Annotated in this window: 19 protein-coding genes; 16 read left to right on the top strand and 3 right to left on the bottom strand. The window is 45.3% G+C overall.

Annotation, left to right across the window (positions count from 1 at the left end):
* Nucleotides 1-3 precede the first annotated feature (3 nt).
* The 11 genes from ABDW16_RS06565 to ABDW16_RS06615 all read left to right on the top strand — a co-directional run bounded on the left by ABDW16_RS06565 (nucleotide 4) and on the right by ABDW16_RS06615 (nucleotide 16,791).
* On the top strand, nucleotides 4-1,299 hold the full coding sequence (locus ABDW16_RS06565; RefSeq protein ID WP_343668538.1) for a M20/M25/M40 family metallo-hydrolase: 1,296 nt from the start codon (nucleotides 4-6) through the stop codon (nucleotides 1,297-1,299).
* A gap of 8 nt (nucleotides 1,300-1,307) precedes the next feature.
* Nucleotides 1,308-4,010, top strand: coding sequence for a M14 metallopeptidase family protein (locus ABDW16_RS06570; RefSeq protein ID WP_343668539.1), 2,703 nt, complete (start codon nucleotides 1,308-1,310; stop codon nucleotides 4,008-4,010).
* Nucleotides 4,010-5,458, top strand: coding sequence for an amidohydrolase (locus ABDW16_RS06575; protein WP_343668540.1), 1,449 nt, complete (start codon nucleotides 4,010-4,012; stop codon nucleotides 5,456-5,458). Before ABDW16_RS06570 ends, ABDW16_RS06575 begins: the two co-directional genes overlap by 1 nt.
* A 9-nt stretch (nucleotides 5,459-5,467) precedes the next feature.
* On the top strand, nucleotides 5,468-8,155 hold the full coding sequence (locus ABDW16_RS06580; RefSeq protein ID WP_343668541.1) for a M14 metallopeptidase family protein: 2,688 nt from the start codon (nucleotides 5,468-5,470) through the stop codon (nucleotides 8,153-8,155).
* Nucleotides 8,156-8,212: 57 nt separating this feature from the next.
* Entirely contained in the window at nucleotides 8,213-10,549 is a 2,337-nt protein-coding gene (locus ABDW16_RS06585) for a mechanosensitive ion channel domain-containing protein (RefSeq protein WP_343668543.1), read from the top strand.
* Between the two features lie 87 nt (nucleotides 10,550-10,636).
* Entirely contained in the window at nucleotides 10,637-11,710 is a 1,074-nt protein-coding gene (locus ABDW16_RS06590; protein WP_343668545.1) for a tetratricopeptide repeat protein, read from the top strand.
* Between the two features lie 9 nt (nucleotides 11,711-11,719).
* Entirely contained in the window at nucleotides 11,720-12,310 is a 591-nt protein-coding gene (locus ABDW16_RS06595) for a Crp/Fnr family transcriptional regulator (protein WP_343668546.1), read from the top strand.
* A 53-nt stretch (nucleotides 12,311-12,363) separates the two neighbouring features.
* Entirely contained in the window at nucleotides 12,364-13,350 is a 987-nt protein-coding gene (locus ABDW16_RS06600) for a hypothetical protein (protein WP_343668547.1), read from the top strand.
* Nucleotides 13,351-13,510: 160 nt separating this feature from the next.
* Nucleotides 13,511-14,203 carry a phosphoribosylformylglycinamidine synthase I gene (purQ, locus tag ABDW16_RS06605; protein ID WP_343668548.1) on the top strand — a complete coding sequence of 231 codons (693 nt, stop codon included), beginning with the start codon at nucleotides 13,511-13,513 and terminating at the stop codon, nucleotides 14,201-14,203.
* Between the two features lie 49 nt (nucleotides 14,204-14,252).
* On the top strand, nucleotides 14,253-14,708 hold the full coding sequence (locus ABDW16_RS06610; protein WP_146965354.1) for a protein-disulfide reductase DsbD domain-containing protein: 456 nt from the start codon (nucleotides 14,253-14,255) through the stop codon (nucleotides 14,706-14,708).
* 115 nt (nucleotides 14,709-14,823) lie between these two features.
* A complete protein-coding gene (locus ABDW16_RS06615) occupies nucleotides 14,824-16,791 on the top strand; it encodes a cytochrome c biogenesis protein CcdA (RefSeq protein ID WP_343668551.1) in 1,968 nt (655 codons plus the stop codon).
* A 260-nt stretch (nucleotides 16,792-17,051) separates the two neighbouring features.
* Here ABDW16_RS06615 and ABDW16_RS06620 read toward each other — a convergent pair whose 3' ends face one another.
* From ABDW16_RS06620 to ABDW16_RS06630, 3 genes are all read right to left on the bottom strand, one after another.
* Nucleotides 17,052-17,945 (bottom strand): cation diffusion facilitator family transporter, encoded by an 894-nt coding sequence (locus ABDW16_RS06620; RefSeq protein ID WP_343668552.1) that lies wholly within the window; start codon nucleotides 17,943-17,945, stop codon nucleotides 17,052-17,054.
* Between the two features lie 73 nt (nucleotides 17,946-18,018).
* Nucleotides 18,019-19,371 (bottom strand): histidine--tRNA ligase, encoded by a 1,353-nt coding sequence (gene hisS / locus ABDW16_RS06625; protein WP_343668553.1) that lies wholly within the window; start codon nucleotides 19,369-19,371, stop codon nucleotides 18,019-18,021.
* An 18-nt stretch (nucleotides 19,372-19,389) separates the two neighbouring features.
* Complete coding sequence (locus tag ABDW16_RS06630) at nucleotides 19,390-19,824, bottom strand: low molecular weight protein-tyrosine-phosphatase (RefSeq protein ID WP_343668555.1); 435 nt, start codon at nucleotides 19,822-19,824, stop codon at nucleotides 19,390-19,392.
* Nucleotides 19,825-20,520: 696 nt separating this feature from the next.
* On the opposite strand from ABDW16_RS06630, the gene ABDW16_RS06635 reads away from it, so the two are divergent.
* The 5 genes from ABDW16_RS06635 to ABDW16_RS06655 all read left to right on the top strand — a co-directional run bounded on the left by ABDW16_RS06635 (nucleotide 20,521) and on the right by ABDW16_RS06655 (nucleotide 24,966).
* Nucleotides 20,521-21,444: a substrate-binding domain-containing protein gene (locus ABDW16_RS06635; RefSeq protein ID WP_343668556.1), complete on the top strand. Its 924-nt coding sequence runs from the start codon at nucleotides 20,521-20,523 to the stop codon at nucleotides 21,442-21,444.
* A 38-nt stretch (nucleotides 21,445-21,482) separates the two neighbouring features.
* Nucleotides 21,483-23,198: a tetratricopeptide repeat protein gene (locus ABDW16_RS06640; RefSeq protein WP_343668557.1), complete on the top strand. Its 1,716-nt coding sequence runs from the start codon at nucleotides 21,483-21,485 to the stop codon at nucleotides 23,196-23,198.
* A 157-nt stretch (nucleotides 23,199-23,355) separates the two neighbouring features.
* A complete protein-coding gene (locus ABDW16_RS06645) occupies nucleotides 23,356-23,748 on the top strand; it encodes an NADH-quinone oxidoreductase subunit A (RefSeq protein WP_343668559.1) in 393 nt (130 codons plus the stop codon).
* Nucleotides 23,749-23,829: 81 nt separating this feature from the next.
* Nucleotides 23,830-24,393: an NADH-quinone oxidoreductase subunit B gene (locus ABDW16_RS06650; protein ID WP_343668560.1), complete on the top strand. Its 564-nt coding sequence runs from the start codon at nucleotides 23,830-23,832 to the stop codon at nucleotides 24,391-24,393.
* 51 nt (nucleotides 24,394-24,444) lie between these two features.
* On the top strand, nucleotides 24,445-24,966 hold the full coding sequence (locus ABDW16_RS06655) for an NADH-quinone oxidoreductase subunit C (protein ID WP_343668561.1): 522 nt from the start codon (nucleotides 24,445-24,447) through the stop codon (nucleotides 24,964-24,966).
* The last annotated feature ends 12 nt before the right edge of the window (nucleotides 24,967-24,978 follow it).

Genomic DNA, 24,978 nt, shown 5'->3' on the forward strand with positions numbered 1-24,978 from the left:
GGAATGAAAAAAATAATATTGACAGCTGCACTGTTGCATACAGTGATGGGTCTATATGCGCAGGATCGTAAGGGCGTGGCAGACAAAAAGTACGTAACCGAAATCAAATCGCTTGCAGAGAAACCAGCGGTGAAAAAAGCCTTTCAGGCGATTGTGGAGATGGAACCGCAGACGGAAGCCAATCACATTTTACTGACCGAAATACCTGCACCTCCCTACAAAGAGGAAGTGCGGGCCAGGCAATATGCAACTATGCTGAAAGCAGCTGGTGCTGATAGTGTATGGACAGATAATATAGGGAATGTAATTGCGCTGCGCAAAGGGAAAGATGGTAAGAAGACGGTAGTACTCGAAGGACATATGGACACGGTATTTCCTGAAGGTACGGATACCAAAGTCCAACACAGGGGTGATACCCTTGCTGCACCCGGTATAGCAGATGATACACGAGCATTATCAGTGGTATTGACCGTACTCACTGCTATGGAGAAAACAGGTATTGAAACCAATGCCAATGTACTCTTTATTGGCACTGTTGGCGAAGAAGGGCAGGGGGATCTGAGAGGTGTAAAGAACCTGTTCAGCGATAAAGGCCCCGGCAGGATAGACAGTTACATTGCAATTGACGGCTGGAATAGTGAAACAATTACACACAGGGGGTTAGGCTCCCATCGTTATCGCATCACCTTCAAAGGTCCGGGTGGACATTCTTCCGGTTCCTTTGGCCTGGGTAACCCGCATAATGCACTGGGCCGTGCGATTGCTTACTGGTGTGTAGCTGCTGATTCGCTCACACAGGCACCGGGCTTACGACTCACTTACAATGTAGGTGTGATTGGTGGTGGTACCTCAGTAAACTCTATTCCATTTGAATCGTGGATGGAAGTGGATATGCGATCAGAAAGCCCGGAGCGTGTGGATAACTGTGATAAATTGTTGCACGCGGCAGTAGCCCGCGCGCTCGCTGAAGAAAATAAAATGAAAAAGTCAGGCGCTGATCTCACGGTTGATATGAAACTGATCGGCGATCGTCCATCTGGTGTAGGTGATACCACACAATTGTTGATACAGCACATGATGGCAGTCGTAACTTATATGGAAGGAACTCCTTCACTGCGGGTAGGTTCCACCAATTCCAATATTCCTATATCCAAAGGCGTACCCGCTATTACCATTGGTTCGGGTGGTGTAGGTGGCAATGCACATGCGCTGCCTGAATGGTGGGTGAATGATAAAGGATATAAGGGCATCCAGCAGGCACTATTGATCTTATTGGCGGAAGCCGGTATAGCAAAATAACAAGGCTTATGACTAGAACATTCTACGGCATGCTGATGGTGCTCATGCTATCGACAACCACGGCATGGGCACAACAGCAAATCCCTTCTCCCAAAGAGCATTTTGGTTTCAACATCGGAGATGATTACCAACTGGCCAACTACACACAAACGGAAGCTTATTTCAAAAAGCTGGCAACCAGCAGCAGAACAAAACTGGTAGACATTGGTTTAACCGAAGAAGGCAGGCATCAGTACATGCTCATTGTATCTGCCCCTGAAAACATTCAGCAACTGGAAAAGTACAAAACCATTTCGCAGCAACTGGCTCATGCAGAGGGGCTAACCGATGACCAGGCCAAAGCACTGGCGGCAACCGGTAAGGCGGTGGTGTGGATAGATGGCGGATTACACGCAACAGAGGTAGTAGGTTCGCATCAGCTCATTGAAAGCATGTATCAGTTAGTATCGCGTACGGATGAGGAAACTATGAACATCCTGCAAAATGTAATCATCCTCTTTACACATGCGAACCCTGATGGACAGGAGCTGGTAGCCAACTGGTATATGCGTACGGAAGATCCAAAGAAGAGGGCTATGAACATTCCAAGGTTGTATGAGAAGTATGTAGGCCATGATAACAACCGCGACTTTTATATGATGAATATGAAAGAAAGCCAGAACATCGGCAGGCAACTGTTTGTAGAGTGGATTCCGCAGATTATGTACAACCATCACCAGCGTGGGCCGGCGGGTTCTGTATTGGCAGGGCCTCCTTATCGTGATCCTTTCAACTATGTATTTGACCCGCTGATTGTGACAAGTATTGATGCGGTGGGTGCGGCTATGAATAACCGTTTGAATGCAGAGAATAAACCAGGTTACACACAGCGTGCGGGTTCCCAGTTTTCCACATGGTGGAATGGGGGCTTGCGTACAGCGCCTTACTTTCATAACATGATTGGGTTGTTGACCGAAATTATTGGTGGTCCCACGCCAGAGACGGTGCCATTGGCGCCAGACAGACTCATTCCAAATGGTGCGACACCTAACCCGGTAGTACCGCAGGAATGGCATTTTCGCCAGTCAATAGATTATTCTGTTTCGCTGAACTATGCGGTATTGGATTATGCAGCAAAGTATAGGAGTACGCTATTGTATAATATCTATCACATGGGTAAGAATGCCATTGACAGGGGAAGTGAAGATCACTGGACATTTTATCCACGATTTGTAGATAGTATCAGGATGGCTGCATCCAAAAAGGATACGGCTAAGAAAGAGGAGAGCAGTGGCGACTTGTCATTGGGAAAAGAAGATACGATTGCCAACACCTATTTTGCTACCTGGTTTAAAAATCCTGCTTACAGGGACGCGAGAGCATATGTGATTCCTGCAGATCAGGAAGATTTTCCAACAGCGGTGAAGTTCATCAATGCACTGAGTCGTGCGGGTGTGACTATTCATAAAGCTACTGCTGATTTTACTATTGCAGGTAAAAAGTATCCTGCGGGGTCTTATGTGGTCAAAGCGGCACAGGCTTTTCGTCCGCATGTGCTGGATATGTTTGAGCCACAGGATCATCCAAATGATTTTCAGTATCCGGGTGGGCCTCCTATCAGGCCATATGATGCAGCGGGTTGGACACTGGCTTTCCAGATGGGGGTACAATTTGATAGAATACTGGATGGATTTAATGCGCCATTGGCACAGTTGCCTTATGGACAGATAGAATCGCCAGCCACAAGAACATTGCCTGTTGTGAAGAAAGGATATTACCTGAACCCGTCCGGCAATAACGTATTCATTGCAGTGAATGATCTGTTGAACGCAGGGATAAAAGTATCCCGTGTATCTTCGGGTGTGTTCTTCGTACCTGTTTCTTCAAAATCAACAGAGATATTAACTAAAGCAACTACAGAACTGGGCATAACGGTGACAGCTGCTGATGCTGTACCAGCAGGTTTAAAACCTGTATCTCCTGCACGCATTGCAATCTGGAATACCTATGGTGGTTCTATTCCTGCAGGCTGGATGCAATGGTTGATGGAGCAATACCATTACAGGTATACCATGGTTTATTCACAGGAAATTGACAAGGGGGATCTGCGTAAGAAGTATGATATCATCTTATTTGCTACTGGCGCTATTCCTGATACAGGCAAGCCTAAAAGAGATAGTTACTGGTTTGGCAAACTGCCGAAGCCGGAAGAATTATCTGCTGAATTCAAGCCATGGTTAGGCCGTATCACAGCAGATACTTCAGTACCTCAGCTGAAGAAATTCCTGGAAGCAGGTGGCAGTATTGTTACCATTGGTACCAGTACGAATCTGGCATATCATTTAAAACTGCCAGTGAAAAATGCACTCATCGATCCTAAAACAAATAAGACATTGACAGGTGGTAAACTATACATACCGGGCAGCTTACTGATTGCAGATGTAGATACGACAGCTGCAGAAAATGCAGGTATGCATGCAAAGACAGATGTGTACTTTGATCGTAGTCCGGTGTTCAACATCAGTGGTGATGTGAAGAAGCTAATGTGGTATTCTACAGCTACTCCTTTGCACAGCGGATGGGCATGGGGACAACGTTACCTGAAAGATGGTGTGGCTGCATTTGTAGCACCTGTAGGTAGTGGTAAATTGTATGCCTTTGGTCCGGAGATTACTTTTCGTGGACAATCGCACAGCACCTTTAAATTACTATTCAACCAATTATATAAATAATGAAGAAAGTAATATTGTCCCTGCTTTGTTGTGCACCGGCATTTGTCTATGCACAGAAAGCAAATAAAGATAAAACGGCAATCATTGCAGCATTGGATGCGCAGGCACCCGCTTATACAACGATAGAGCAAAAGATATGGGGCTTTGCAGAAGTAGGTTACCAGGAAGTGAAGAGTTCTGCTTTGTTACAAGAAAAATTAACACAGGAAGGATTTACCGTGAAAGCAGGTATTGCAGGTATTCCAACTGCCTTTGTGGCTACTTACGGTAGTGGTGAACCTGTGATTGGGATTCTTGCCGAGTTTGATGCATTGCCGGGATTATCGCAGGAAGCCGGCCCTGAAAAGAAGGCCATAGTACCAGAAGGTGCAGGCCATGGTTGTGGACATAACCTGTTTGGAACAGCATCAGTAGCAGCGGCAGTAGCTGTGAAAGACTGGATGAAAGCAAGTGGTGGCAAAGGTACCTTAAGAGTATATGGTTGTCCTGCAGAAGAAGGCGGCTCAGGTAAGGTGTATATGGTAAGGGCAGGTTTGTTTGATGATGTAAGTGCAGTATTACACTGGCATCCGGGCAATGAAAATTCTGCTGGTCTGGCACCCTGGTTAGCGAATAAGAATGCAAAGTTCCGTTTCTATGGTATTGCTTCTCATGCTGCAGGAGCACCTGAGAAAGGCAGATCTGCGCTGGATGGGGTAGAAGCCATGGATTACATGGTGAACATGATGCGTGAGCATGTGCAGCAGGATACCCGCATTCACTATGTGATCACCAAAGGTGGCGATGCCCCGAATGTAGTACCTGCTTTTGCAGAAGTATACTACTACGTACGTCATCCGGATATGCAGGTAGTAAAAGATACCTGGGAAAGACTGGTGAAATGTGCAGAAGGAGCCGCGTTAGGAACGGGTACTACCATGAAGTATGAAATAATCGGCGGTGTGTATAACATGATGCCGAATGAAACGCTGTCGCACATGATGGATAAGAACCTGCACCTGGTAGGTGGATTCAAATATACGGCGGAAGAAAAGGAATTTGGTAAGAAGATTCAATCTTCCTTTATCGATCAGAAAAACATTCCTGATATGGATAGTGCTTCTATGAAGGTACAGCCATTCACGATTGTAAAAGAAGGAGGCATTGGTTCTTCGGACGTAGCAGATGTGAGCTGGGTGACGCCTACAGCAGGTATGAGTGCAGCTACCTTTGTAGCGGGTTCCGGTGGTCATAGCTGGCAGAACGTAGCTGCTGCGGGTTCCAGCATAGGTGCAAAAGGGATGATGGTTGCAGCCAAAACCATTGCACTCACAGCCTATGACCTGTTCAATGATCCTGCGGCAGTTACTGCTGCACAGGCTGAACTGAAACAGCGCAGGGGAAAAGATTTCAAGTACGAAGCCATGCTGGGCGATAGAGCACCTGCACTGGATTACAGGAAGAAATAAAACAGGTGTATGAAACAGTTATTGTCCGTCATTATATTATGTTGCGCCACTACCTTGTATGGGCAAACCGTACCCTCTCCCAAAGAACATTTTGGTTTCAATATGGGAGATGATTACAAGCTGGCGAATTATACACAGACTGCCGCATACTTTCAGAAGCTGGCAGGTAGTCCCCGTGTAAAACTGGTGGATATAGGTCTTACGGAAGAAGGCAGGCATCAGTATATGCTGATCATTTCTTCGCCGGAAAACATCCAGCAATTAGAAAAGTATAAAAAGATTTCGCAGCAGCTGGCACGTGCCGAAGGGATTAGTGAAGTGCAGGCAAGAGCGATGGCAGCTACCGGCAAAGCTGTGGTATGGATAGATGGTGGATTGCATGCAACTGAAGTAGTAGGTTCTCATCAGTTGATCGAAACTGCGTATCAACTCATCAGCAGAAATGACGATGAAACAAAGCGCATTCTTGACAATGTGATTGTATTGATGACGCATGCTAACCCGGATGGACAGGAGCTGGTGGCTAACTGGTATATGCGTAATGCTGACACGCTGAAGCGTACTACAGACCAGGTGCCGGTATTGTATCAAAAGTACATCGGTCACGACAATAACCGTGACTTCTACATGATGAACATGAGCGAAAGTGTAAATATGGGTAAGCAACTGTTTTTAGAATGGATGCCCCAGATCATGTATAATCATCACCAACGCGGTCCGGAAGGCTCAGTATTAGCTGGGCCTCCATACCGCGATCCGTTCAACTATGTGTTCGATCCTTTGATGATTACGGGTATCGATGCATTGGGTGCTGCGATGTACAATCGCCTGAATGCGGAAGATAAACCGGGGTATACCCGGTTGAATGGTTCCAGTTTTTCCACCTGGTATAATGGTGGATTACGTACCACTACGCAGTTTCACAATATGATTGGGTTACTTACTGAGATAATCGGGAACCCGACACCTGAAAAAATACCTGTGGTACCACAGCGATTAATTCCGAATGGAGCTACCCCAAATCCTGTATTGCCACAGGATGTATGGCACTTCCGCCAGTCTATCGATTATTCAGTATCCCTGAACTATTCAGTACTGGATTATGCTGCGAGACAGCGGGATGAAGTGTTGTACAACATTTACAAGATGGGGCAGCATGCGATAGATCGGGGTAACAGGGATAGCTGGACTTTGTCTCCAAAAGGTGCGAATGCGATTACTGCTGCTTATAAAAAAGATAAGAATGATACGACGAAAGATGATGGCAGTGATCCTTACGGCTGGATGAGGCGTGGGAATAATATTCCGATGTCTTACTACGATGCGGTGTATAAGAACCCTGCCACCCGCGATCCAAGGGGGTATATTATAGCGGCGGATCAGGCAGATTTTCCGACTGCTGTGAAGTTCATCAATGCACTGATCAAAACTGGTATTAGTGTGCAGAAAGCGAATGCTCCATTTACGATAGAAGGGAAGCAGTATCCTGCCGGGTCTTATATTGTTCGTACGAACCAGGCATTTCGTCCGCATGTACTGGATATGTTTGAACCACAGGATCACCCGAATGATTTTCAATATCCTGGTGGTCCTCCTATTCATCCTTATGATGCTGCAGGGTGGACGTTGGCATACCAGATGGGCGTACAGTTTGACAGGATATTGAATGATTTTAGCGGTCCGTTTGTACAGGTGCCATATGGTGAGTTGCAGGAAGTAAAAGCAGTAAAAGTACCGGCAAGTAAAGGAGGGTATTTATTAAGTGGAAAGCAGAATGATGTATTCGCAGTAGTGAATAAGTTATTGAATACAGGCGTGGAGGTATACAGAACAAAGACAGGAGATTTCTATGTGAAGTCACTAAATGATGTAGCGGTGCATGTACAACCTGTTAGTAAAAGACCTGCAGACCTTGAAAAGGTAAAACCAGCACGCATTGGATTGTGGGATAGCTACGGTGGTTCCATTCCTTCCGGTTGGGTAAGATGGTTATTGGAACAATATCATTTCCCATTCAAGGTGATCTATGCAAAAGATATAGACAAGGGTGATCTGAAAAAGGACTATGATGTTATTGTTTTCGTAACAAGAGCTATCCCGCCTGTATCAGGAGAGGAGCCGAACCGTTATGGTTTTTCACAGAAAGCACCCGCCCCAGACGAAATTCCTGAACAATACAGGGGTATGCTGGGCAGGATTACCAAAGATACTTCCATTCCCCGGTTGAAAGCTTTTTTAGAAGCGGGTGGTAATATTGTTACCATTGGTACCAGCACCAACCTTGCTTATCATTTAGGCTTGCCGGTGCACAACGCACTGGTAGAAAATGGGAAGCCATTACCAGGTACGAAGTACTTTATACCGGGTAGTATTCTGACTGCGAGCTTCGATAGCACCCTATTACCGGCATGGGGTATGCCGGCCAGTGGGGATATTAATTTCGATAACAGTCCTGTATTTAAAATAGACGCAGGTGCAAAAGATGTAAAACCCATAGCCTGGTTTACAACAGATACACCGTTACACAGTGGTTGGGCCTGGGGGCAGCGTTACCTAAAAGACGGTGTAGCAGCCTTTTGCGCACCAGTCGGCAAGGGAATGTTTTATGCCTATGGACCGGAAGTTACATTCAGGGGGCAATCACATGGTACATTCAAGTTATTATTCAACACACTATACCAGGAAGGGGGGCGATAAGCCCCCTTTTTTATAGCGAAAATTGGCATATATTTCCGCCATGATTTATCGCTTGATATGAAAAAACCTATTCTCCTCCTTTTATTGCTTACGCTGATCAGTAGTTACGTACTGGCACAAAAAGCACCTCCAAGAGCAGCCGATACCACCTTATTCGGCGACAATAACCAACCAACAAGAAGTGATTACCTGGCCGGGTTTGAAAAAGTTTTTCAGACCATGAACAAAGTACCTCTTGTCACCAGTTCCTTTACCCATCTCCAGGACATTCAGTCCCATCTGAAAGACGCCGATTCCATATTGGAAATTCTGAAAGACCGTTTCTCCGGTGGTGACAGGAGCCTCAATATCCGGAACCTCCAGATGTACCAGTCATTATTGGAAGAACTGGGAAACACGATGGGCGAAACCGGGAAGGTGCTGAATGGTTATGACCAGAAACTGGATGATGTAAGAAAGGAAATACGGGATCTCCGCAAGGATACCCTGATGCGAGGCCTGTTCAAAGACTCTGTGCTAAGGGCCACCTTCATGCCACAACTGCAAACCCTGCGTGCTAAGTTCAGAAGAGCAGATAGCCTGGTGCGTACTAATACCGCCATTCTCAATGATCTGAAAGCAAAGGTTTCTACCGATGCTATCACCATCGAAGAATTGGGGTACCAAACGGAAGACGCCCTGAAAACAGCCGGTGGCCGTGCGTTTACCAAAGAACGCCTTTACCTGTGGCAACCTGTTAGTGAGAAGGGACGCAAACCTCCTCCGGGTGGGTTTAAAAAATCTGTGAATGCAGAGCAGCAGCTGGCCAGTTATTATTTCAGGAATACCAGGAGTAAGCGGTCTTTGTTGTGGATCATTGGCATTGTTTTCTTTGGCTGGGTCAATTTCAACTTCCGTAGTCTGAAGAAATTAAATAAGCTCAGTGCTATCAAGGAGTTTGACTTCAAATATGTAAAAGCGCTGCCATGGCTCATGACGTTTGTACTGATCCTGAACCTGGCACCATTATTTGATCACAATGCACCGGCTATTTATATAGAGACCACCCAGTTTTTCCTGATGGTGTTGTTGACGCCAGTCTTCTATAAATTACTACCACGGCAGATCTTTATGGGTTGGGGATTATTCATTCTCCTGTTCCTCTTCCTGCCTGTTATCAGGATATTAGGGTTACCAATACGATTGATGCGCTATGCGAATGTGGTACATGATATAGTCGCCATAGTAATTGGTCTGTTATATATACAAATCCGCAGTTTCCGCAAGGAGTACCGTTTGATGTGGTGGGCGGTGATACTATATACGTCTCTGAATACGCTGGCAGTGCTTATGAACCTGTTCGGCCGTGTGACGTTGTCCCAGATCTTTAGTTCTACAGCGGTATATGCACTGGCACAGGCAGCGAGTCTCAGCATCTTTGTACAGTTGTCTATCGAAGCTTTCCTTTTACAAATACAAGGTAGCCGTATTCGTAAGCGCTATCCGGAGCATTTCGATGTGGCGGATATAAAGAAATCTCTCTTCCGTTTTATAACTGTGCTGGCGGTGTTGATATGGGCCATTGTATTCAGTACTAACCTGAATATTTATGATGCATTCAGCACAGGTCTGACGGCGTTGTTCCAGACTTCAGTTGTCATAGGTAATAGTTCCTTCACCATTGGTGGGGTGATATTGTTCCTGGGTATAATCTGGGTGGCAAATTTCCTGCAGAAGTACATTGCTTACTTCTTTGGGGACATCGGTGACGATGCAGCCTTTGACGATAAGGGGCAGCGTTCAAGATTGCTGGTGACCAGGCTGATATTGCTGGTGCTGGCTTTCCTGCTCGCCATCAGTGCATCAGGGTTGCCGGTAGATAAGATAACCGTGATCCTGGGTGCTTTGGGTGTGGGTATTGGTCTGGGTTTACAGAGCATTGTAAACAACTTTGTATCTGGTATCATCCTGATCTTTGACCGCCCGCTGCGTATTGGTGATACAGTGGAGATTGGCAGTAACAAAGGTCGTGTGAAGGAAATCGGGATCCGCAGTAGTACGCTGCTCACAGAAGATGGGGCAGAGGTAATATTGCCGAACGGGGATGTTCTTTCCAAAGAGATTACCAACTGGACCCTGAGTAACAACAATGGACGGATCAATTTCAACTATAAGGTAGCGAAACTGGAAGATCCGGAAACCGTGAAGCAGGAATTGAAAGCGTTGATTGCGGCTAATGAACAGGTGATAGCAAGAAGAGAGGTGGAGATTATTATGAATCTCGTAAGTGCGAGTGCCCTATCGGTGAGGATAGCTTTTTGGTGCAAAGACATCATGAAAGTAAGCCAGGTAGAGGCAGAAATCAATAATGCGATCTACAATTATTTCGAGCAAAAGGGCATTACGACCCTGTAAAAAGAAATGTTAAAAAAGAAAGGCCCGGAACTCCTTATGGAGTCCGGGCTTTTTTTTCATCCTATATTCGTAACGACTTAACCTCTTATGCAGAAGACAACCTTATTACTGTTATTGAGCATTTGGATGGGACAAGCTGCCATGGCACAGGCTAACAAGGATACGGCAGAAGCCAGGTATAAGGCAGCCATTGCGATGATGGAAGACGGAAAACCAGCAGCGGCAATACCATTGCTCGAAGAAGCGATCAAGCTGAACCCGGATGAATGGAGCTATTCTTACGAGATTGCTTACTCGAAATACATGCAGCAGGATTATGGTGCTGCCATCGATATTACCAAAAAGCTGACAAAGCGGAAGGATATCAACAGCAGGGTGTACCAGCTGTTAGGCAACGCCTATGACCTGAGTGGAAAACGGGACAAAGCCCTGGAGGCGTATGAAAAAGGGTTGAAGGTGTTCCCGGATGCGGGCAACCTGTACCTGGAACGCGGGGTGATGGAGATGGGGGTAAAGGATTATAATAAAGCCTTAGGGTATTTTGAAAAGGGGATTGAGGTAGATCCTATGTTCCCTTCCAATTATTACTGGGCATCCAAAATCTTCCTGAGTACAGAGGAAGAGGTATGGGGTATGCTGTATGGGGAGATTTTTTTGAATCTTGAAAGAGGGTCTAAGCGTACGGACGAGATTAGCAAGCAATTGTACCTGACCTATAAAGGTGAGATACAGTTTAAAGACGATACGTCCGTGACGGTGAGCTTTTGCAGGCAGAATGTGGTGGCCGTTTCTCCGGATGGTAAGTTTAATCTGCCTTTTGGGGGGATGGTATATGAACCGGTATTGCTCATGTCTGTAGCAGGGGAGAAAATTATCAACCTGCCTTCCTTAAATAGGATCAGAACCCGGTTTGTGGAAAACTATCAGAAAATGCCATTTGCGAAAAAGACACCGATGGTCCTGTTTGATTATGAGCAGCAGGTAAAGGATGCAGGTTTCATGGAGGAATATAATTACTGGATATTGGCAGAAGGGGATGAGAAGCAGTTTGAAGAGTGGAGGGGTGAGCATAAAAAGGAATGGGATGATTTTATTGTGTGGTTCAGGAAGAATCCTTTGAAGATCACGCAGGAGAATAAGTTTTATAGAGCGAAGTACTAACTTTAGTGCATGACAGAACTGGAAATATTAGAACAGGCGTTAAGGAACTTTTGCGGCATTGATAAGCAGAGTTTTGCATTGTCGTTGCCGTATTGGGAATTGAGAACCTACCAGAAGGGGGAGTATTACAATGAGTACAGGAATGTGTGTAAGCACCTGGGTTTCATTGTAAACGGGGTATTTCGCACATATTATGTAAATGCGGAGACGGGGGAGGAGAAGAATATGCTGTTTTATACTTCGAACCAGATGGTGACGGCATTTAAGAGTTTTCTGTCGCAGCGGCCGTGTAATTTTTATACGGAGAGTATGGTAGAGTCTACCATCTTGTATATACACATTGATCATTTGCAGGCATTATATAAACAGTCCCATCAGTGGGAGCGGTTTGGAAGGTATATTGCGGAAGTAGCTTTTAACCTGATGATGGATCATACGGAGGATTTTTTATTTAAGAGTCCGGAAGAGCGGTATGTGCAGATGGTAGCGGAGCATCCGGACCTGGTGAACCAGGTGCCGTTGTATCATATAGCTTCGTACCTGGGTATAGCGGGACCATCTTTGAGCAGGATCAGAAAGCGGATGCAGAAAAAAAATTAATATTTTACTTTACCTTTGGAACGCTTTCAAAAAGTTGAAAAGAGAATCAGATTGTGGTTAAATTCTTCCGCTCCGGCAACCCTTTAACAGTAGTATTACTGTTAATATATACATTGGTAGTAAAGTTCTATTACCTCATACATCCGTCCACTTACCTGGCCGACGGCTCCGAAGGGTTATTATATGAACTGCTGGTAAAATGGCTGAAGGCAATTGTGGGCCCCAGTCCATTCTTTTTTACCGCCCTGGCTATCATGCTGCTGCTATTGCAGGCCCTGCTGATCACAAAAATTGTGAATCACCAGCGTCTCTTTGCCAAGCCGAACTATTTACCTGCCATGGCATACATGCTTTTCACCTCCCTGCTGGAAGGCTGGAATGTGTTTTCACCTGCCTTGCTCGTGAACCTGATCATGCTGTGGGTATTCTCTTCTATTACATTATTATATACCCGCACTTCTGCCAGAGATGTGGTATTTAATATAGGGTTTGCACTGGGGATTTGCGGATTATTCTATTTCCCGGCTATCATTTTTTGCCTGCTATTATTAATGAGTTTGTTGATAATGAGGCCGTTCCGACTGGCAGAATGGATCATTGCCTTATTGGGACTGGTGGGGCCGCTGTACTTGCTGGGTACTTACCTTTTCCTCACTGACCAATGGGCATTATTTACAAGAATCCCGAGAATTGGTTTTTCCATAGAGCTCCTATTGCACTACAAGGTTTGGGGTGCCATTATATTCAGCGTCGTGTTTTTCCTGTTGGGCTGGCTGCTGTTGCAGCGAAGTCTGAAGAAAATGCTGATCCAGGGCAGGAAGATATGGGGAGTATTGGTGATATATGTGTTCGTAGCCATGCTGATTCCTTTCTTTAATATACATTTCTCTCCTGCATACTGGGTACTGGCTATTTTGCCATTGTCCATGTTCGTCGCCAATGTATACTGGGCCATCCGGAACAATACCCTGGCCAATGTTATTCACCTGCTGACGGTGGCTTATGTGATTGTCATGCAGTGGTTTAGCGCGAATCCGTAGAGGTTCTCCCTGCAGCTTTTATTTTGAGCGGCTATGGAAATGTGCAAACGGCACAGTAATTTTGTGGTTTTTCCGGTACTTTGCGTTCAATGGTCCAGGCCGTAAAAGTCGGTTAAAATCAATAAGATATATTTAAGACCATAAAATTCAAATATTTAATATGAAATTCGGCGTAGTCACCTTCCCTGGCTCAAATTGCGATCATGATATGATAGATGCCCTGCGTAATGACCTGGGGCAGGAAGTGATAGAGTTATGGCACAAGGATAAAGACCTGAGCATGTTCAATACAAAAGATTGCATTGTACTGCCGGGTGGTTTTTCTTATGGCGATTATCTGCGTTGCGGTGCTATTGCTCGCTTTAGTCCAATGATGCAGAGCGTGATCGAATTTGCAAATAAGGGTGGGCGTGTAATAGGTGTATGTAATGGTTTTCAGATACTTGTAGAAGCGGGTCTGTTACCAGGCGCCCTGTTGCGCAACGAGAACCAGCAGTTCGTTTGTAAAAATGTGTACCTGAAGAGTGAAAATACTGTTGCTTCCATCACCAAAGATGTAGCCGGTCGTCCGCTGATGATCCCGGTAGCGCATGGTGAGGGTCGCTATTATGCTGACAAGGCTACCCTGGAAAGTCTGCAGGCGAACAACCAGATCCTGTTCCGCTACTGCGACGAATTCGGTAACGTAGTGGAGGATGCAAATCCAAACGGTGCTACCCTGAACATTGCAGGTATCTGCAACAAGGAGCGCAACGTATTTGGTATGATGCCTCACCCTGAAAGGGCCACCCGTGAAGTACTGGGTAATACTGATGGGCAGCTGATATTCCAGAGCCTCATCAACAACAACTGATCTGTTTAGAAGTATAGTATAAAATCAGCCAACCAGTTAAAAAAAACGTATGAAACAATTATTAACAGCGATCTGTCTGTTCGCTTTGCCCCTGCTGGCAAGTGCCCAGATAGAGAATCCGGTGAAGTGGAGCTTTACGTCGAAGAAGGTTAACGCTACCACGTATGAATTGCACATGACAGCTACTATCGAAGGTGGCTGGCACCTGTATGCGCAGGAAGCCGGAGAAGGTCCGGTACCTACCTCCTTCAAGTTCACTAAAAGCCCACTGGTTGTAACTGAGGGTAAGGTAACTGAAGTTGGTAAGCTGCATAAGGCTTTCGACAAGAACTTTGACTCAGAACTGAAATACTACGAAAACCAGGTAGACTTCGTACAAAAGGTAACCGTGAAGGGTAAAGCAGCTACCAAGGTAAAAGGATCCGTAGAGTTCATGACCTGTGATGATCATGAGTGTCTACCTCCAAAATCAGTAGACTTTGCTATTTCTGTAGGAGGAAAATAAATTATACAGGAAGCTGTACACCACAGTGTTCCCGTACACGTCAATTGAAACGAGTTCCTCCGGGAACTCGTTTATTGTTTGAAAGGGGAAGCAGTCCCTAAATCCTATTATCTATATGAAGCAGTTGCTTACATTCATTATATTGATTGCGACAGCCTTTGGGGTGCACGCGCAGAGCGACTCTGTGGTCCACTGGCAATATACAGCAGAGAAGAAGGGTGCGCAGGATTATGTGCTGCACTTTGCAGGAACTATTGAAAAAGGTGTGAGAGTATTCTCCACCACCATGCCTGATGACCAGGTGAATACCCGTGTGGTAGCAGACAGTGTGGCCACCATTGGCACTATTACAGAAGAAGGTAGCCTGAAACAGGTGAAAGAGCCGCTGCTGGACAATGCAGAGGTGAAATTCTTTGAAGACAAGGTGGTTTTGAACGTAGCTGTTCACCTGAACGGAGATGTAAAAAACCTGGAAGGTGCTGTGAACTATATGTTCCAGAAGGGCGAGGAAATAGGTGGTCCTGAAGAATTTAAATTCAAGTTCAAGGCAGATGCTTCGGGTACACTGGTCAACGTAGCGGCAGGTTTGCAGGAAGCTTCTGCTGATGCGGTAAACGCGCTGAAGCGTAGCAATATCAAGCTGGATCAGCCGGTGATAATAACTGGTGAGCAGGTGCATGAAAAGAAAAGCCTGTGGGGTATTTTCCTGTTAGGCTTGATTGGTGGTTTTGTAGCGCTGGTAACTCCTTGTGTGTTCCCGCTGATTCCACTGACCGTGTCTTTTTTCACCAAAAAGTCACAAGACAGAAAGAAAGGGGTAGCAAATGCGGTGACATATGGTTTCTTCATTTTCGCGATCTATGTATTACTGAGCACACCATTTTATTTCCTGAACAGCATTGCGCCGGAGATATTTAATAATATCTCTACCAATGTGTGGTTGAACCTTGTGTTCTTTGTGATCTTCATTGTATTTGCCATTTCGTTTTTCGGGGTGTTTGAAATTACCATTCCAAGTAGTTTGGCGAGCAAGGTAGATTCTAAATCAGGTGTAGGTGGTCTGGTAGGTATTTTCTTTATGGCGCTTACACTGGCGCTGGTATCATTTTCCTGTACAGGTCCTATTCTGGGTTCATTGCTGGCAGGTGCGTTATCAGCTGATGGTGGCGCCGTACAGCTCACAGCGGGTATGGCGGGATTTGGTTTTGCACTGGCATTGCCGTTTGCGTTGTTTGCGTTGTTCCCTAATTTACTGAGTGCCTTGCCAAAATCCGGTGGATGGTTATCTTCAGTGAAGGTGGTATTGGGTTTTATTGAAGTAGGTATGGCGGTGAAATTTCTTTCTAATGCTGACCTGGTAGAGCACTGGGGGATTGTGAAGAGAGAGATTTTCTTTGCGGTGTGGATTATCTGTGGTATCCTGATAGTATTGTACCTGTTGGGTAAGATCCGATTCCCGCATGATTCACCAATTAAGAAGTTTAGCATTACCCGTTGGGTGTTTATTATTGTTTTTGGGGTACTGACTATTTATATGTTGCCCGGACTGAGTAATACAAAGTGGGCGAATCGTAAACTGATTAGTGGTTTTCCACCGCCATTGAGTTATAGCGTTTATAATAATCGTGCGAAAGGGGTGGAGGCGAATGTGGTGAATGATTATGAGAAGGCGCTGGAGATGGCGAAGGCGCAGCATAAGCCGATTCTGATTGACTTTACAGGTTGGGCGTGTGTGAATTGCCGTAAGATGGAGGAGAATGTGTGGACGACGGAAGAAGTGAAACATTTGATTGAAGAGGATTATATTCTGGTGTCATTGTATGTGGATGACAGGAAGGTATTGCCGGAAGATCAGCAGTTTTTGTATACGACGAGTAATGGGCAGAAGAAAGAGATTAAGACGATTGGGGATAAGTATGCGACGATGCAGACGGAGAATTTTATTAATAACTCACAGCCGTATTATGTGTTGATTAGTCCGGATGAGCAGTTGTTGACTACGCCGGTGGGGTATACGCCGGATGTGGATAAGTATGCGGATTGGTTGAAGAAGGGGTTAGAGGCGTTTAATAAGGTTAAATAATTTAAAGGGCTGCTTGAGAGAGCGGCCCTTTTGGTTACTGGGTGGCCTGCGGCAGCAAGGAAGGGGGGATTTTTTTTCCGGCTGACGCTGGAGGGGGGAAGGGTGGCATTGTGGGAGGTGGTACTGATGGAGGAGGTATTGACTGGTAATGTTGGAGGTGATATCGACCGGAACTGTTGGGGAGATATCGACTGGAACTGTTGGAGGGATATTGATTGGTACTGTTAGCGGGTTGCTGCTCGTACTGTTGCGGGGGGAGATTATTCTCCCGGAGTTATAATAATATAATGAGCAAATGGAAAATCATTTCTGATAGCGGCTTTTACACGTGAAATGGCATCTGTGATAGCCTGTGTATCCAGATCGTGTTTGAAACGTACCAATAACAATAACATTACTTCTTCAGGAGATTGATAAGTAGAGAAGATCTGCAGTAACTTTTCAATTGCCTCATCATTTTCCACAATACTACGTATTTTGACTTGTGTGCCAGGGGCAATGCCTTCGCCCATGAGGAGGCTACGGCTTTCACGGGCCAGCAGAACAGAAACCACTGTTAACAGCACCCCAACAAAAAGAGAAGCGACACCATCTAAATAAGGGTTATTGAATTTGTGGCCCAGGTAAAGCAAAATAGCGACAACTATCACTCCCAATACGGCGGCACTGTCTTCAAATAATACCTGGAAACTGGAGGGGTCTTTACTCTGATGTACTGCTGTCCACCACGACTTTTCACCTTTTACCTTTTTGAAATCTATTATAGCCACTACGAGGGAACTACCGTCGAAGAGGAAAGAACAAGCCAGCACAATATAGTTCCAGAATGGATTGTGTGGTGGCAGGGGATGGCGTAGGTGGTTAATTCCCTGGAGGATAGAGATGCTGCCGCCGATGGCAAAGATCAATAACGAAACGATGAAGGACCAGAAATAGAGTTCTTTGCCGTAGCCAAATGGCCGCCGGGCGTCGGCAGATTTTCTGCTGAGGCGGATGCCAAGGAGGAGTAAGAGCTGGTTGGCGGTATCTACCAGGGAGTGCACTCCTTCGGAGAACATGGCGGTGCTGTGGGTAACAAAGCCGGAGATGAATTTGATAACGGCAATCAGGAGGTTCGCTGTCAGGGCGATATATATTGTTCTATTTGGGCGCATACTATTTACCCTGTGAAAAGTATGCCGAAGACAGGCTTCATCCTATTGAGGATGAAGCCTGTAATATGTTGGTTTACTCGAAGCTATAGCTCTGCAATGCAGATGCAGCCACTTTTTCCTGTTTTCCGCTCACCATGTTTTTGATACTGAGCATACCTTCCTGCACTTCACTTTCTCCCATGATGATTACATATGGGATACCGCGCTTATTTGCATACTTCATTTGCTTATCCATTTTGGCGGGCTCGTGGTAGAGTTCAGCGGAGATACCGCGGGCACGGAGGCTGGTCAGCATTGGGAAGGCAATACCTGTGGTATTGGCGTCCATATTGAAGATAAGTACCTGGGTACCTTGCTGGGCGGTAGCGGGGAAGAGCTGTAATTCTTCCAGCACATCATAGATACGGTCTACGCCGAAGGAGATACCAACGCCGGAGAGGTTAGGCAGGCCAAAGAGACCAGTGAGGTCGTCATAGCGGCCACCACCGCCGATGCTACCCATTTTTACGGCAGCCGGTGCTTTTGCCTCCACGATCATGCCTGTGTAATAGTTCAGGCCACGGGCAAGCGTTACATCTAATATAGGCGTGGTTTTAAAGGCTGTCGGCTGCGTATGTAATACATAAGATAGCTCTTCAATACCTTTTTTACCGGTTTCAGAATTTTTGAACAGTTCGCCTAATTGTTGCAATTTTTCCTCATTATTCCCCTCAATGTTGAGGAAATTTGAAATAATTGCGATTTCGCTATCGTTCAGGCCACGTTCGGCAAGTTCTTGTTTTACAGCATCCAGACCTATTTTATCCAGTTTGTCGATAGCGATGGTGATATCGGTCAATAACTCAGGTTTCCCAGCTACTTCCGCCAATGCACCCAGAATTTTTCTGTTGTTGATGCGGATTTCATACCCTTCCATCCCCAGTTTTGTGAATACGGTATCGTAAATCATGAGCAATTCGATCTCATTGATCAGGGAATTGCTGCCTACGATATCGGCATCACACTGGTAGAATTCGCGGTAGCGGCCTTTGGCAGGGCGGTCGCCACGCCATACCGGCTGCATCTGGTATCTTTTAAAAGGAAATGCCAGATCGTTCTGATTCATCACTACAAACCTTGCAAAAGGAATAGTGAGGTCATAGCGCAATGCTTTTTCGCACAGCAATATGCCCAGTTCACGGCTATCTTTTGCTTGCTGGGCACGGCCCAGTATATCGCCGTTATCAAGAATTTTAAAAATCAGTTTATCTCCTTCCTCACCATATTTACCGGTCAGGGTATCCATTTGTTCCATGGCCGGGGTTTCCAGTGGTTGAAAGCCAAACAGTTCGAATGTTTCGCGGATCGTCTGAAAAATATACTGCCTTTTCCTTACTACCACAGGGCCGAAATCACGGGTACCTTTTGGTATACTGGGTTTTATCATCGTTTTGATTTTTATATATCAGTACCTTGCCACTATGCGCTGGCAGGCTTTATAGATCATATTATATACAGGTTCGAAGAGGGCGTCGTCGTACCATGGGTCGGGTACAGGTTCCTGGTTATCAAGGAGCAGCTGTACTTTTTCTTTGTCCGCTTCGGTGCGGGCTTTGCGCAGCACATCGCGGTAATTGTCCAGGTCCATAACGAAGATGCGGTCAAATTCATCGAAGTCGCTTACCTGGAACTGGCGGCCTCTGAGGCCGGAAATATCTATGCCATGCTGCCTGGCCACCTTTACAGAGCGTCTGTCTGGCGGATCGCCCACGTGCCAGTTGCCAGTGCCGGCTGAATCAATGTCCCAGTTCAGTCCTTTTTCGTCTGCCAGATGCCTGAGGATGCCTTCCGCCAGGGGGGAGCGGCAAATATTACCCAGGCAAACCATTAATATTTTCATAATTGCCGCAAACCTACAAGATTTTAACATTATTTTATTAATCCACCTCAATTTTGCCAAAAGGCCCGCAGGGCGGGAATCCGGCCACTGTCAGGCCCGGTGCAGTATAACTGGCATGGGTTATGGAATTTAAATTATGTAGCATCTATATAATAATTATGTGATACTATGATGAGGATTATTCTCGTATATACTGCAAATAGAGGGAAATTTGATTCGTATTAGTATTAACAAGGTTTTAACAACTTCGTTCATAATTAGCTGTAGATTGAATATGAAAAAATGTATGAATGCCTGACGTTTACTAAACCTGCGCTAGTGGCGGATTTTCCAGTTATACGTTCAGCATGCAACCCATTTTTCTTGACAATCTTCTAATAGAACAGGTATTTGTTTAGAAATTTTTTTTTGTATAATTGTAATTCGCAACAATGCTGATGGAAAACGAAAGATCTGGTAAAAGGAATATGAGCATCGATTATCGCTCACTTGGAGAGTTAATTAGAGGGTTATTTTTTATGCTCTTTGGATTATTTGCAATATTTGCGGAACGGCTCGGTTTGGGTCAGTTCCGGGTATCGCAGACTGTACTCAATATATTTGGAGGGATCCTGATCGCTTATGGTATTTTCCGCGTGTACCGGGGAGTTAAGAATACATTTTTTAACAGGAATTAACGATTTAATAGTCAGGCATATGTTTACCAGTATCATTAAAAGGAACCGGAATTATATCGCATTGTTAGCGACAATGATTATCTTGTCATCCTGTACGTCGAACAACAAATCTGATCAGGCCCAGGATACGCCAACTTCCGGTACTATCAGAATAAGTGTAGACGAGACATACAGGCCGCTGATTGAGTCGGAAATAAAAGTTTTTGAGTCACTTTATCCGAAAGCTCATATCATTGCGGAATACAAGCCCGAAGTAGACTGTTTCAGAGACCTAATGGCCGACAGTGCACGATTGATCCTCGTAACCAGGGACTTCAATCAGCAGGAGCTGGATTATTTGAAAAAAGTTAAGATATCGCCACAAAGTATGTTGCTCGCCTGGGATGGCGTAGCATTGATTACCAACCATAGTAATCCGGATTCTATCCTCACTTTGGACCAGGTGCGCAATATCATGGACGGAACCGACACGGAAAAAAAGTGGCAAATCATTTTCGACAATTCGAATTCAAGTACGGTAAGATATATCCAGGATTCAATTAACAAGGGGAAGGCCCTGCCAAAGAACGTAATGGCGGCGAAAACCAATCCTGAAGTGATTGACTACGTGGCTAAATCAAAAGATGCACTGGGAGTAATCGGGGTAAGCTGGATCTCAGATACCAACGATGCCCAGGCGATAGAATTTACAAACAAGGTGAACGTAGTGAAGGTGCGTGCTGATAATGGTTCAGAATTTGTAAAACCATATCAGGCATATATTGCTCTCGGTTCATACCCGCTGAAAAGAGGTTTATTCTTTTGTTTAAAAGAGCCTTACGGTGGATTGGGGTCCGGGTTCGCAACCTTCCTGGGAGGACAAGAAGGACAGATGGTGATAGGTAAATTCAAACTGTTCCCTGCGAGATTGAACATCGTGTTTAGGGAAGCGAACATCAAGTAAAAAACTAACACAACTAAAATTAAAAAACCGGATTGCTCATGAACAGACGGAAAAGTTTAATTGTTGCAATGCTGTGCGTCGCGAACGGCGTAATGGCTCAATCTGTAGAAGATGGATTGAAAGACCTGTATTATGGCAAGTATGAAACAGCCAAACAAGACCTGGAGAAAGTTATTGCCGCCAAACCTAATGACGAAAGAGCATATTATTATCTCGGTATCGCTCAGCTGGGTCTGGGTGATAACAATGGTGCTGCTGCTACCTTTCAGAAAGGTCTGAGTGCTGTGCCTACTTCCCCTTTACTGCAGGTGGGTATGGGCAGACTGGATCTGTTGAAAGGTGATGCTGCTGCTGCAAAGCAGAAGTTTGAAGCTGCAAGTGCTGCAACAGAAGGTCGCAATGGCGATGTAGCCCGTGCGATTGCAGATGCCAACTCTGAGATTAAAGGTGGTGACCGTGGTTATGCTGCGAGTGTAATGGAGAAACTGCTGAACAACGAAGGCCGTAAGAAAAAAGAAGTTTATACAGCTACTGCTGCTGACTATATCGAGCTGGGTGATGCTTACCGTATGCTGGGTGGTGAAAATGGTGGTAAAGCAATCAACACTTATGAGAAAGCTTTAGAGCTGGATCCTAACAGTGCTGAAGCTACCATGAAAGAAGGTATTGTAAACTACAATGCCAAGCTGCTGCAGGATGCTGTAAACGACTGGACCAAAGCCACCAACATGGATGCTAATTATGGTCCTGCTTACTACCAGCTGTACGAATTCTATATTACTCCAACCAAGGCTCAGCTGTCACTGGAAAATGCAGCTAAGTACCTGGAGAAATATATGAGCGTGGTAGGTGAAGGTGCCGGTAAACTGGAAAACGAGTATAACCTGGCTGCTATCTCCTTCTTTAAGAAAGATTACGATGCTGCTATCAGCAAAGCTAAATCTGTATTACCGCAGACAAATGAAGCTAACAAGGGTAAATTTACCCGCCTGCTGGCTGATGCTTACCTGCAGAAAGGTGATACTGCTACCGCTAAAACCGAACTGGAAGCTTACGTAAAAGCAGTAGGTGAATCCAAACTGGTAGCTAACGACTACAAGCTGCTGAGTGCTGTATACCAGGCAAACGTAGGTGATTCTGCACAGAGAGCACAGAATGATGCCCTGGCTGCAAATTATCTGGAGAAATATGCACTGTCTGACACTACTAAAGATGCAGATAAATACAGAAGCGTAGCTGAGTCCTTCAAAGCAATGGGCGACAGCAAACGTTCAGCTGAATGGTATGGTAAACTGGTAAATGAATTCCCTGATGAGAAGAATACCGGTAAAATCCAGGATATGTTCTGGAAAGGTACCATGGAAATCTACGCACATGAGTATGATCAGGCAGACTCTACCTGGGGGCAGTTCGTAGCTAAATATCCTACACAGGAAGTACTGGGTACTTACTGGAGAGGTCGTGCAAACATGGCGAAAGATCCTGAAGCGAAAGAGGGTGCTGCACTGCCATACTTCCAGCATCTGTTTGAGATCAAAGGTGATGAGAAACTGAAGCCAAGCCAGCTGATGTTCCCTTACCAGTACCTGATGATCTACTATTACAACAAGGATGACGATGCGAACATGAAGATCTGGATGGACAAGGTATCTTCCATCGATCCTAACAACGCTACTGTTGCTGCGATCAAGGAAAACCTGGCAAATAGGGCTAAATCCAGCTCCAAACCAGCTTCTCAGGGAAACAAGAAATAAGCGAACTTAGCTTTAAATAGAAAACCCCGGCGACTGCCGGGGTTTTTTTATTTCCGGTTGGGGAAAAAACATAATATTTTAATCCTTCAATAGATTTGAATATTGCTAGACTTAGCCTATTTTTGCTCATTCTGATGAACGATTTATAGGGAAGCTTATGTTTATAGACACAGTATTATTGTCAGCAACTACTCCTTTTAGCTATTTTCCTATTGTATTACAGTTAATAGCTGCTCTGGGTTTTGTAGGTCTCACTATGTTCGCCACCCACTTTTTGGGTCCAAAAAGGAAAACCAAAGACAAACTTGTTACCTTTGAAAGTGGTATTGAGCAACACGGTAACGCCCGTCAGCCGGTAGCTATTAAGTATTTCCTGGTGGCTATCCTGTTCGTACTTTTCGATGTGGAAGTCATTTTCTTCTATCCTTATGCGATTAATTTCCGCCTGTTGGGTTGGGAAGGATTTGTAGCCATGTTAATGTTTGTGGCATTTTTTATGGTAGGTTTCCTTTATATATTGAAGAAGGGAGCCCTGAAATGGGAAGATTAATATAATATGGCGCACAGCCCTATGTGAAGCTGTGCCTGTTAAAGGTCAAATCTGATATTGAAATTTTAAATCTGAAAGGTTATGGCACGTCCGGTTCAGTATAATACGAAAGTGAAGACAGTGGAAATCCCTGAGGGATATTCCGGGGAAGGTTTTTTTGCGACTTCGTTTGACAAAGCGATAGGTCTGGCACGTAAGAACTCCATCTGGCCGCTGCCTTTTGCCACTTCCTGCTGTGGAATCGAATTCATGGCAACCATGGCGTCTACCTATGATCTGGCGCGTTTTGGTGCAGAGAGGATGGCATTTACCCCCCGTCAGTGTGATTTGCTGATGGTAATGGGTACTATTTCCAAGAAAATGGGTCCTGTATTGCGCCAGGTATACCTGCAGATGGCTGAGCCACGCTGGGTAATGGCTGTAGGCGCCTGCGCCAGCAGCGGTGGTGTATTCGACACCTATTCCGTATTACAGGGTATCGACCAGATCATTCCGGTTGATGTATATGTGCCAGGATGCCCTCCACGTCCTGAAGCAATTATTGATGGTTTTATGCGTATCCAGGACCTGATTGGCCAGGAAAGCCTGCGTCGCCGCCATTCCGATAAGTACAAAGAACTGTTGAATTCCTACGGCATACAATAAAGATCACTATACATTTTACTCCTGTATCTGTGATCTTAAATATACACTGCAATGTCCTTGACTAACGACTATATTAAACAACGACTAACCGACAAGTTTGGTGAGGCTGTCTCACAGGTGGAAGAAACCTTTGGGATGTTAAATTTTACAGTACCTAAAGATCTGAACCTGAAAGTGATGCAGTTCCTTTACGATGATGAGGAGCTGCAATTTCGTTTTTTAACAGACCTCACTGCTGTGCACTATCCTGATCGTACAGGAGAAGAGCTGGCAGTAGTATACCATCTCTACAATTTTGCCCAGCGTGTAAGATTGCGTATGAAGGTTTATACCAGTGTGGCAGATCCGAGAGTGTTTACCGCTACCCGCCTGTTTGAAGCTGCAAACTGGATGGAGCGTGAAACGTATGACTTTTTCGGGGTCAACTTCGTAGGGCATCCAAACCTGAAGCGTATTCTGAACGTGGAGGAGATGGATTACTTCCCGATGCGTAAGGAATTCCCACTGGAAGACCAGACGCGTATAGATAAAGATGATGAAATGTTCGGCCGCGGCGGGCATATTGGCATATAATTAATTATTCGT

The sequence above is a fragment of the Chitinophaga sp. genome, assembly GCF_039596135.1.
Classification (GTDB): Bacteria; Bacteroidota; Bacteroidia; order Chitinophagales; family Chitinophagaceae; genus Chitinophaga.

What these genes read in the sequence shown, in the direction of transcription:
- ABDW16_RS06595 (WP_343668546.1), top strand. Translation starts at nt 11,720, where the DNA reads ATGACAGAACTGGAAATATTAGAACAGGCGTTAAGGAACTTTTGCGGC.
- ABDW16_RS06635 (WP_343668556.1), top strand. Translation starts at nt 20,521, where the DNA reads ATGTTTACCAGTATCATTAAAAGGAACCGGAATTATATCGCATTGTTA.
- ABDW16_RS06570 (WP_343668539.1), top strand. Translation starts at nt 1,308, where the DNA reads ATGACTAGAACATTCTACGGCATGCTGATGGTGCTCATGCTATCGACA.
- ABDW16_RS06590 (WP_343668545.1), top strand. Translation starts at nt 10,637, where the DNA reads ATGCAGAAGACAACCTTATTACTGTTATTGAGCATTTGGATGGGACAA.
- purQ (WP_343668548.1), top strand. Translation starts at nt 13,511, where the DNA reads ATGAAATTCGGCGTAGTCACCTTCCCTGGCTCAAATTGCGATCATGAT.
- ABDW16_RS06645 (WP_343668559.1), top strand. Translation starts at nt 23,356, where the DNA reads ATGTTTATAGACACAGTATTATTGTCAGCAACTACTCCTTTTAGCTAT.
- ABDW16_RS06575 (WP_343668540.1), top strand. Translation starts at nt 4,010, where the DNA reads ATGAAGAAAGTAATATTGTCCCTGCTTTGTTGTGCACCGGCATTTGTC.
- ABDW16_RS06585 (WP_343668543.1), top strand. Translation starts at nt 8,213, where the DNA reads ATGAAAAAACCTATTCTCCTCCTTTTATTGCTTACGCTGATCAGTAGT.
- ABDW16_RS06650 (WP_343668560.1), top strand. Translation starts at nt 23,830, where the DNA reads ATGGCACGTCCGGTTCAGTATAATACGAAAGTGAAGACAGTGGAAATC.
- ABDW16_RS06565 (WP_343668538.1), top strand. Translation starts at nt 4, where the DNA reads ATGAAAAAAATAATATTGACAGCTGCACTGTTGCATACAGTGATGGGT.
- ABDW16_RS06655 (WP_343668561.1), top strand. Translation starts at nt 24,445, where the DNA reads ATGTCCTTGACTAACGACTATATTAAACAACGACTAACCGACAAGTTT.
- ABDW16_RS06630 (WP_343668555.1), bottom strand. Translation starts at nt 19,824, where the DNA reads ATGAAAATATTAATGGTTTGCCTGGGTAATATTTGCCGCTCCCCCCTG.
- ABDW16_RS06615 (WP_343668551.1), top strand. Translation starts at nt 14,824, where the DNA reads ATGAAGCAGTTGCTTACATTCATTATATTGATTGCGACAGCCTTTGGG.
- ABDW16_RS06610 (WP_146965354.1), top strand. Translation starts at nt 14,253, where the DNA reads ATGAAACAATTATTAACAGCGATCTGTCTGTTCGCTTTGCCCCTGCTG.
- ABDW16_RS06640 (WP_343668557.1), top strand. Translation starts at nt 21,483, where the DNA reads ATGAACAGACGGAAAAGTTTAATTGTTGCAATGCTGTGCGTCGCGAAC.
- ABDW16_RS06580 (WP_343668541.1), top strand. Translation starts at nt 5,468, where the DNA reads ATGAAACAGTTATTGTCCGTCATTATATTATGTTGCGCCACTACCTTG.
- hisS (WP_343668553.1), bottom strand. Translation starts at nt 19,371, where the DNA reads ATGATAAAACCCAGTATACCAAAAGGTACCCGTGATTTCGGCCCTGTG.
- ABDW16_RS06620 (WP_343668552.1), bottom strand. Translation starts at nt 17,945, where the DNA reads ATGCGCCCAAATAGAACAATATATATCGCCCTGACAGCGAACCTCCTG.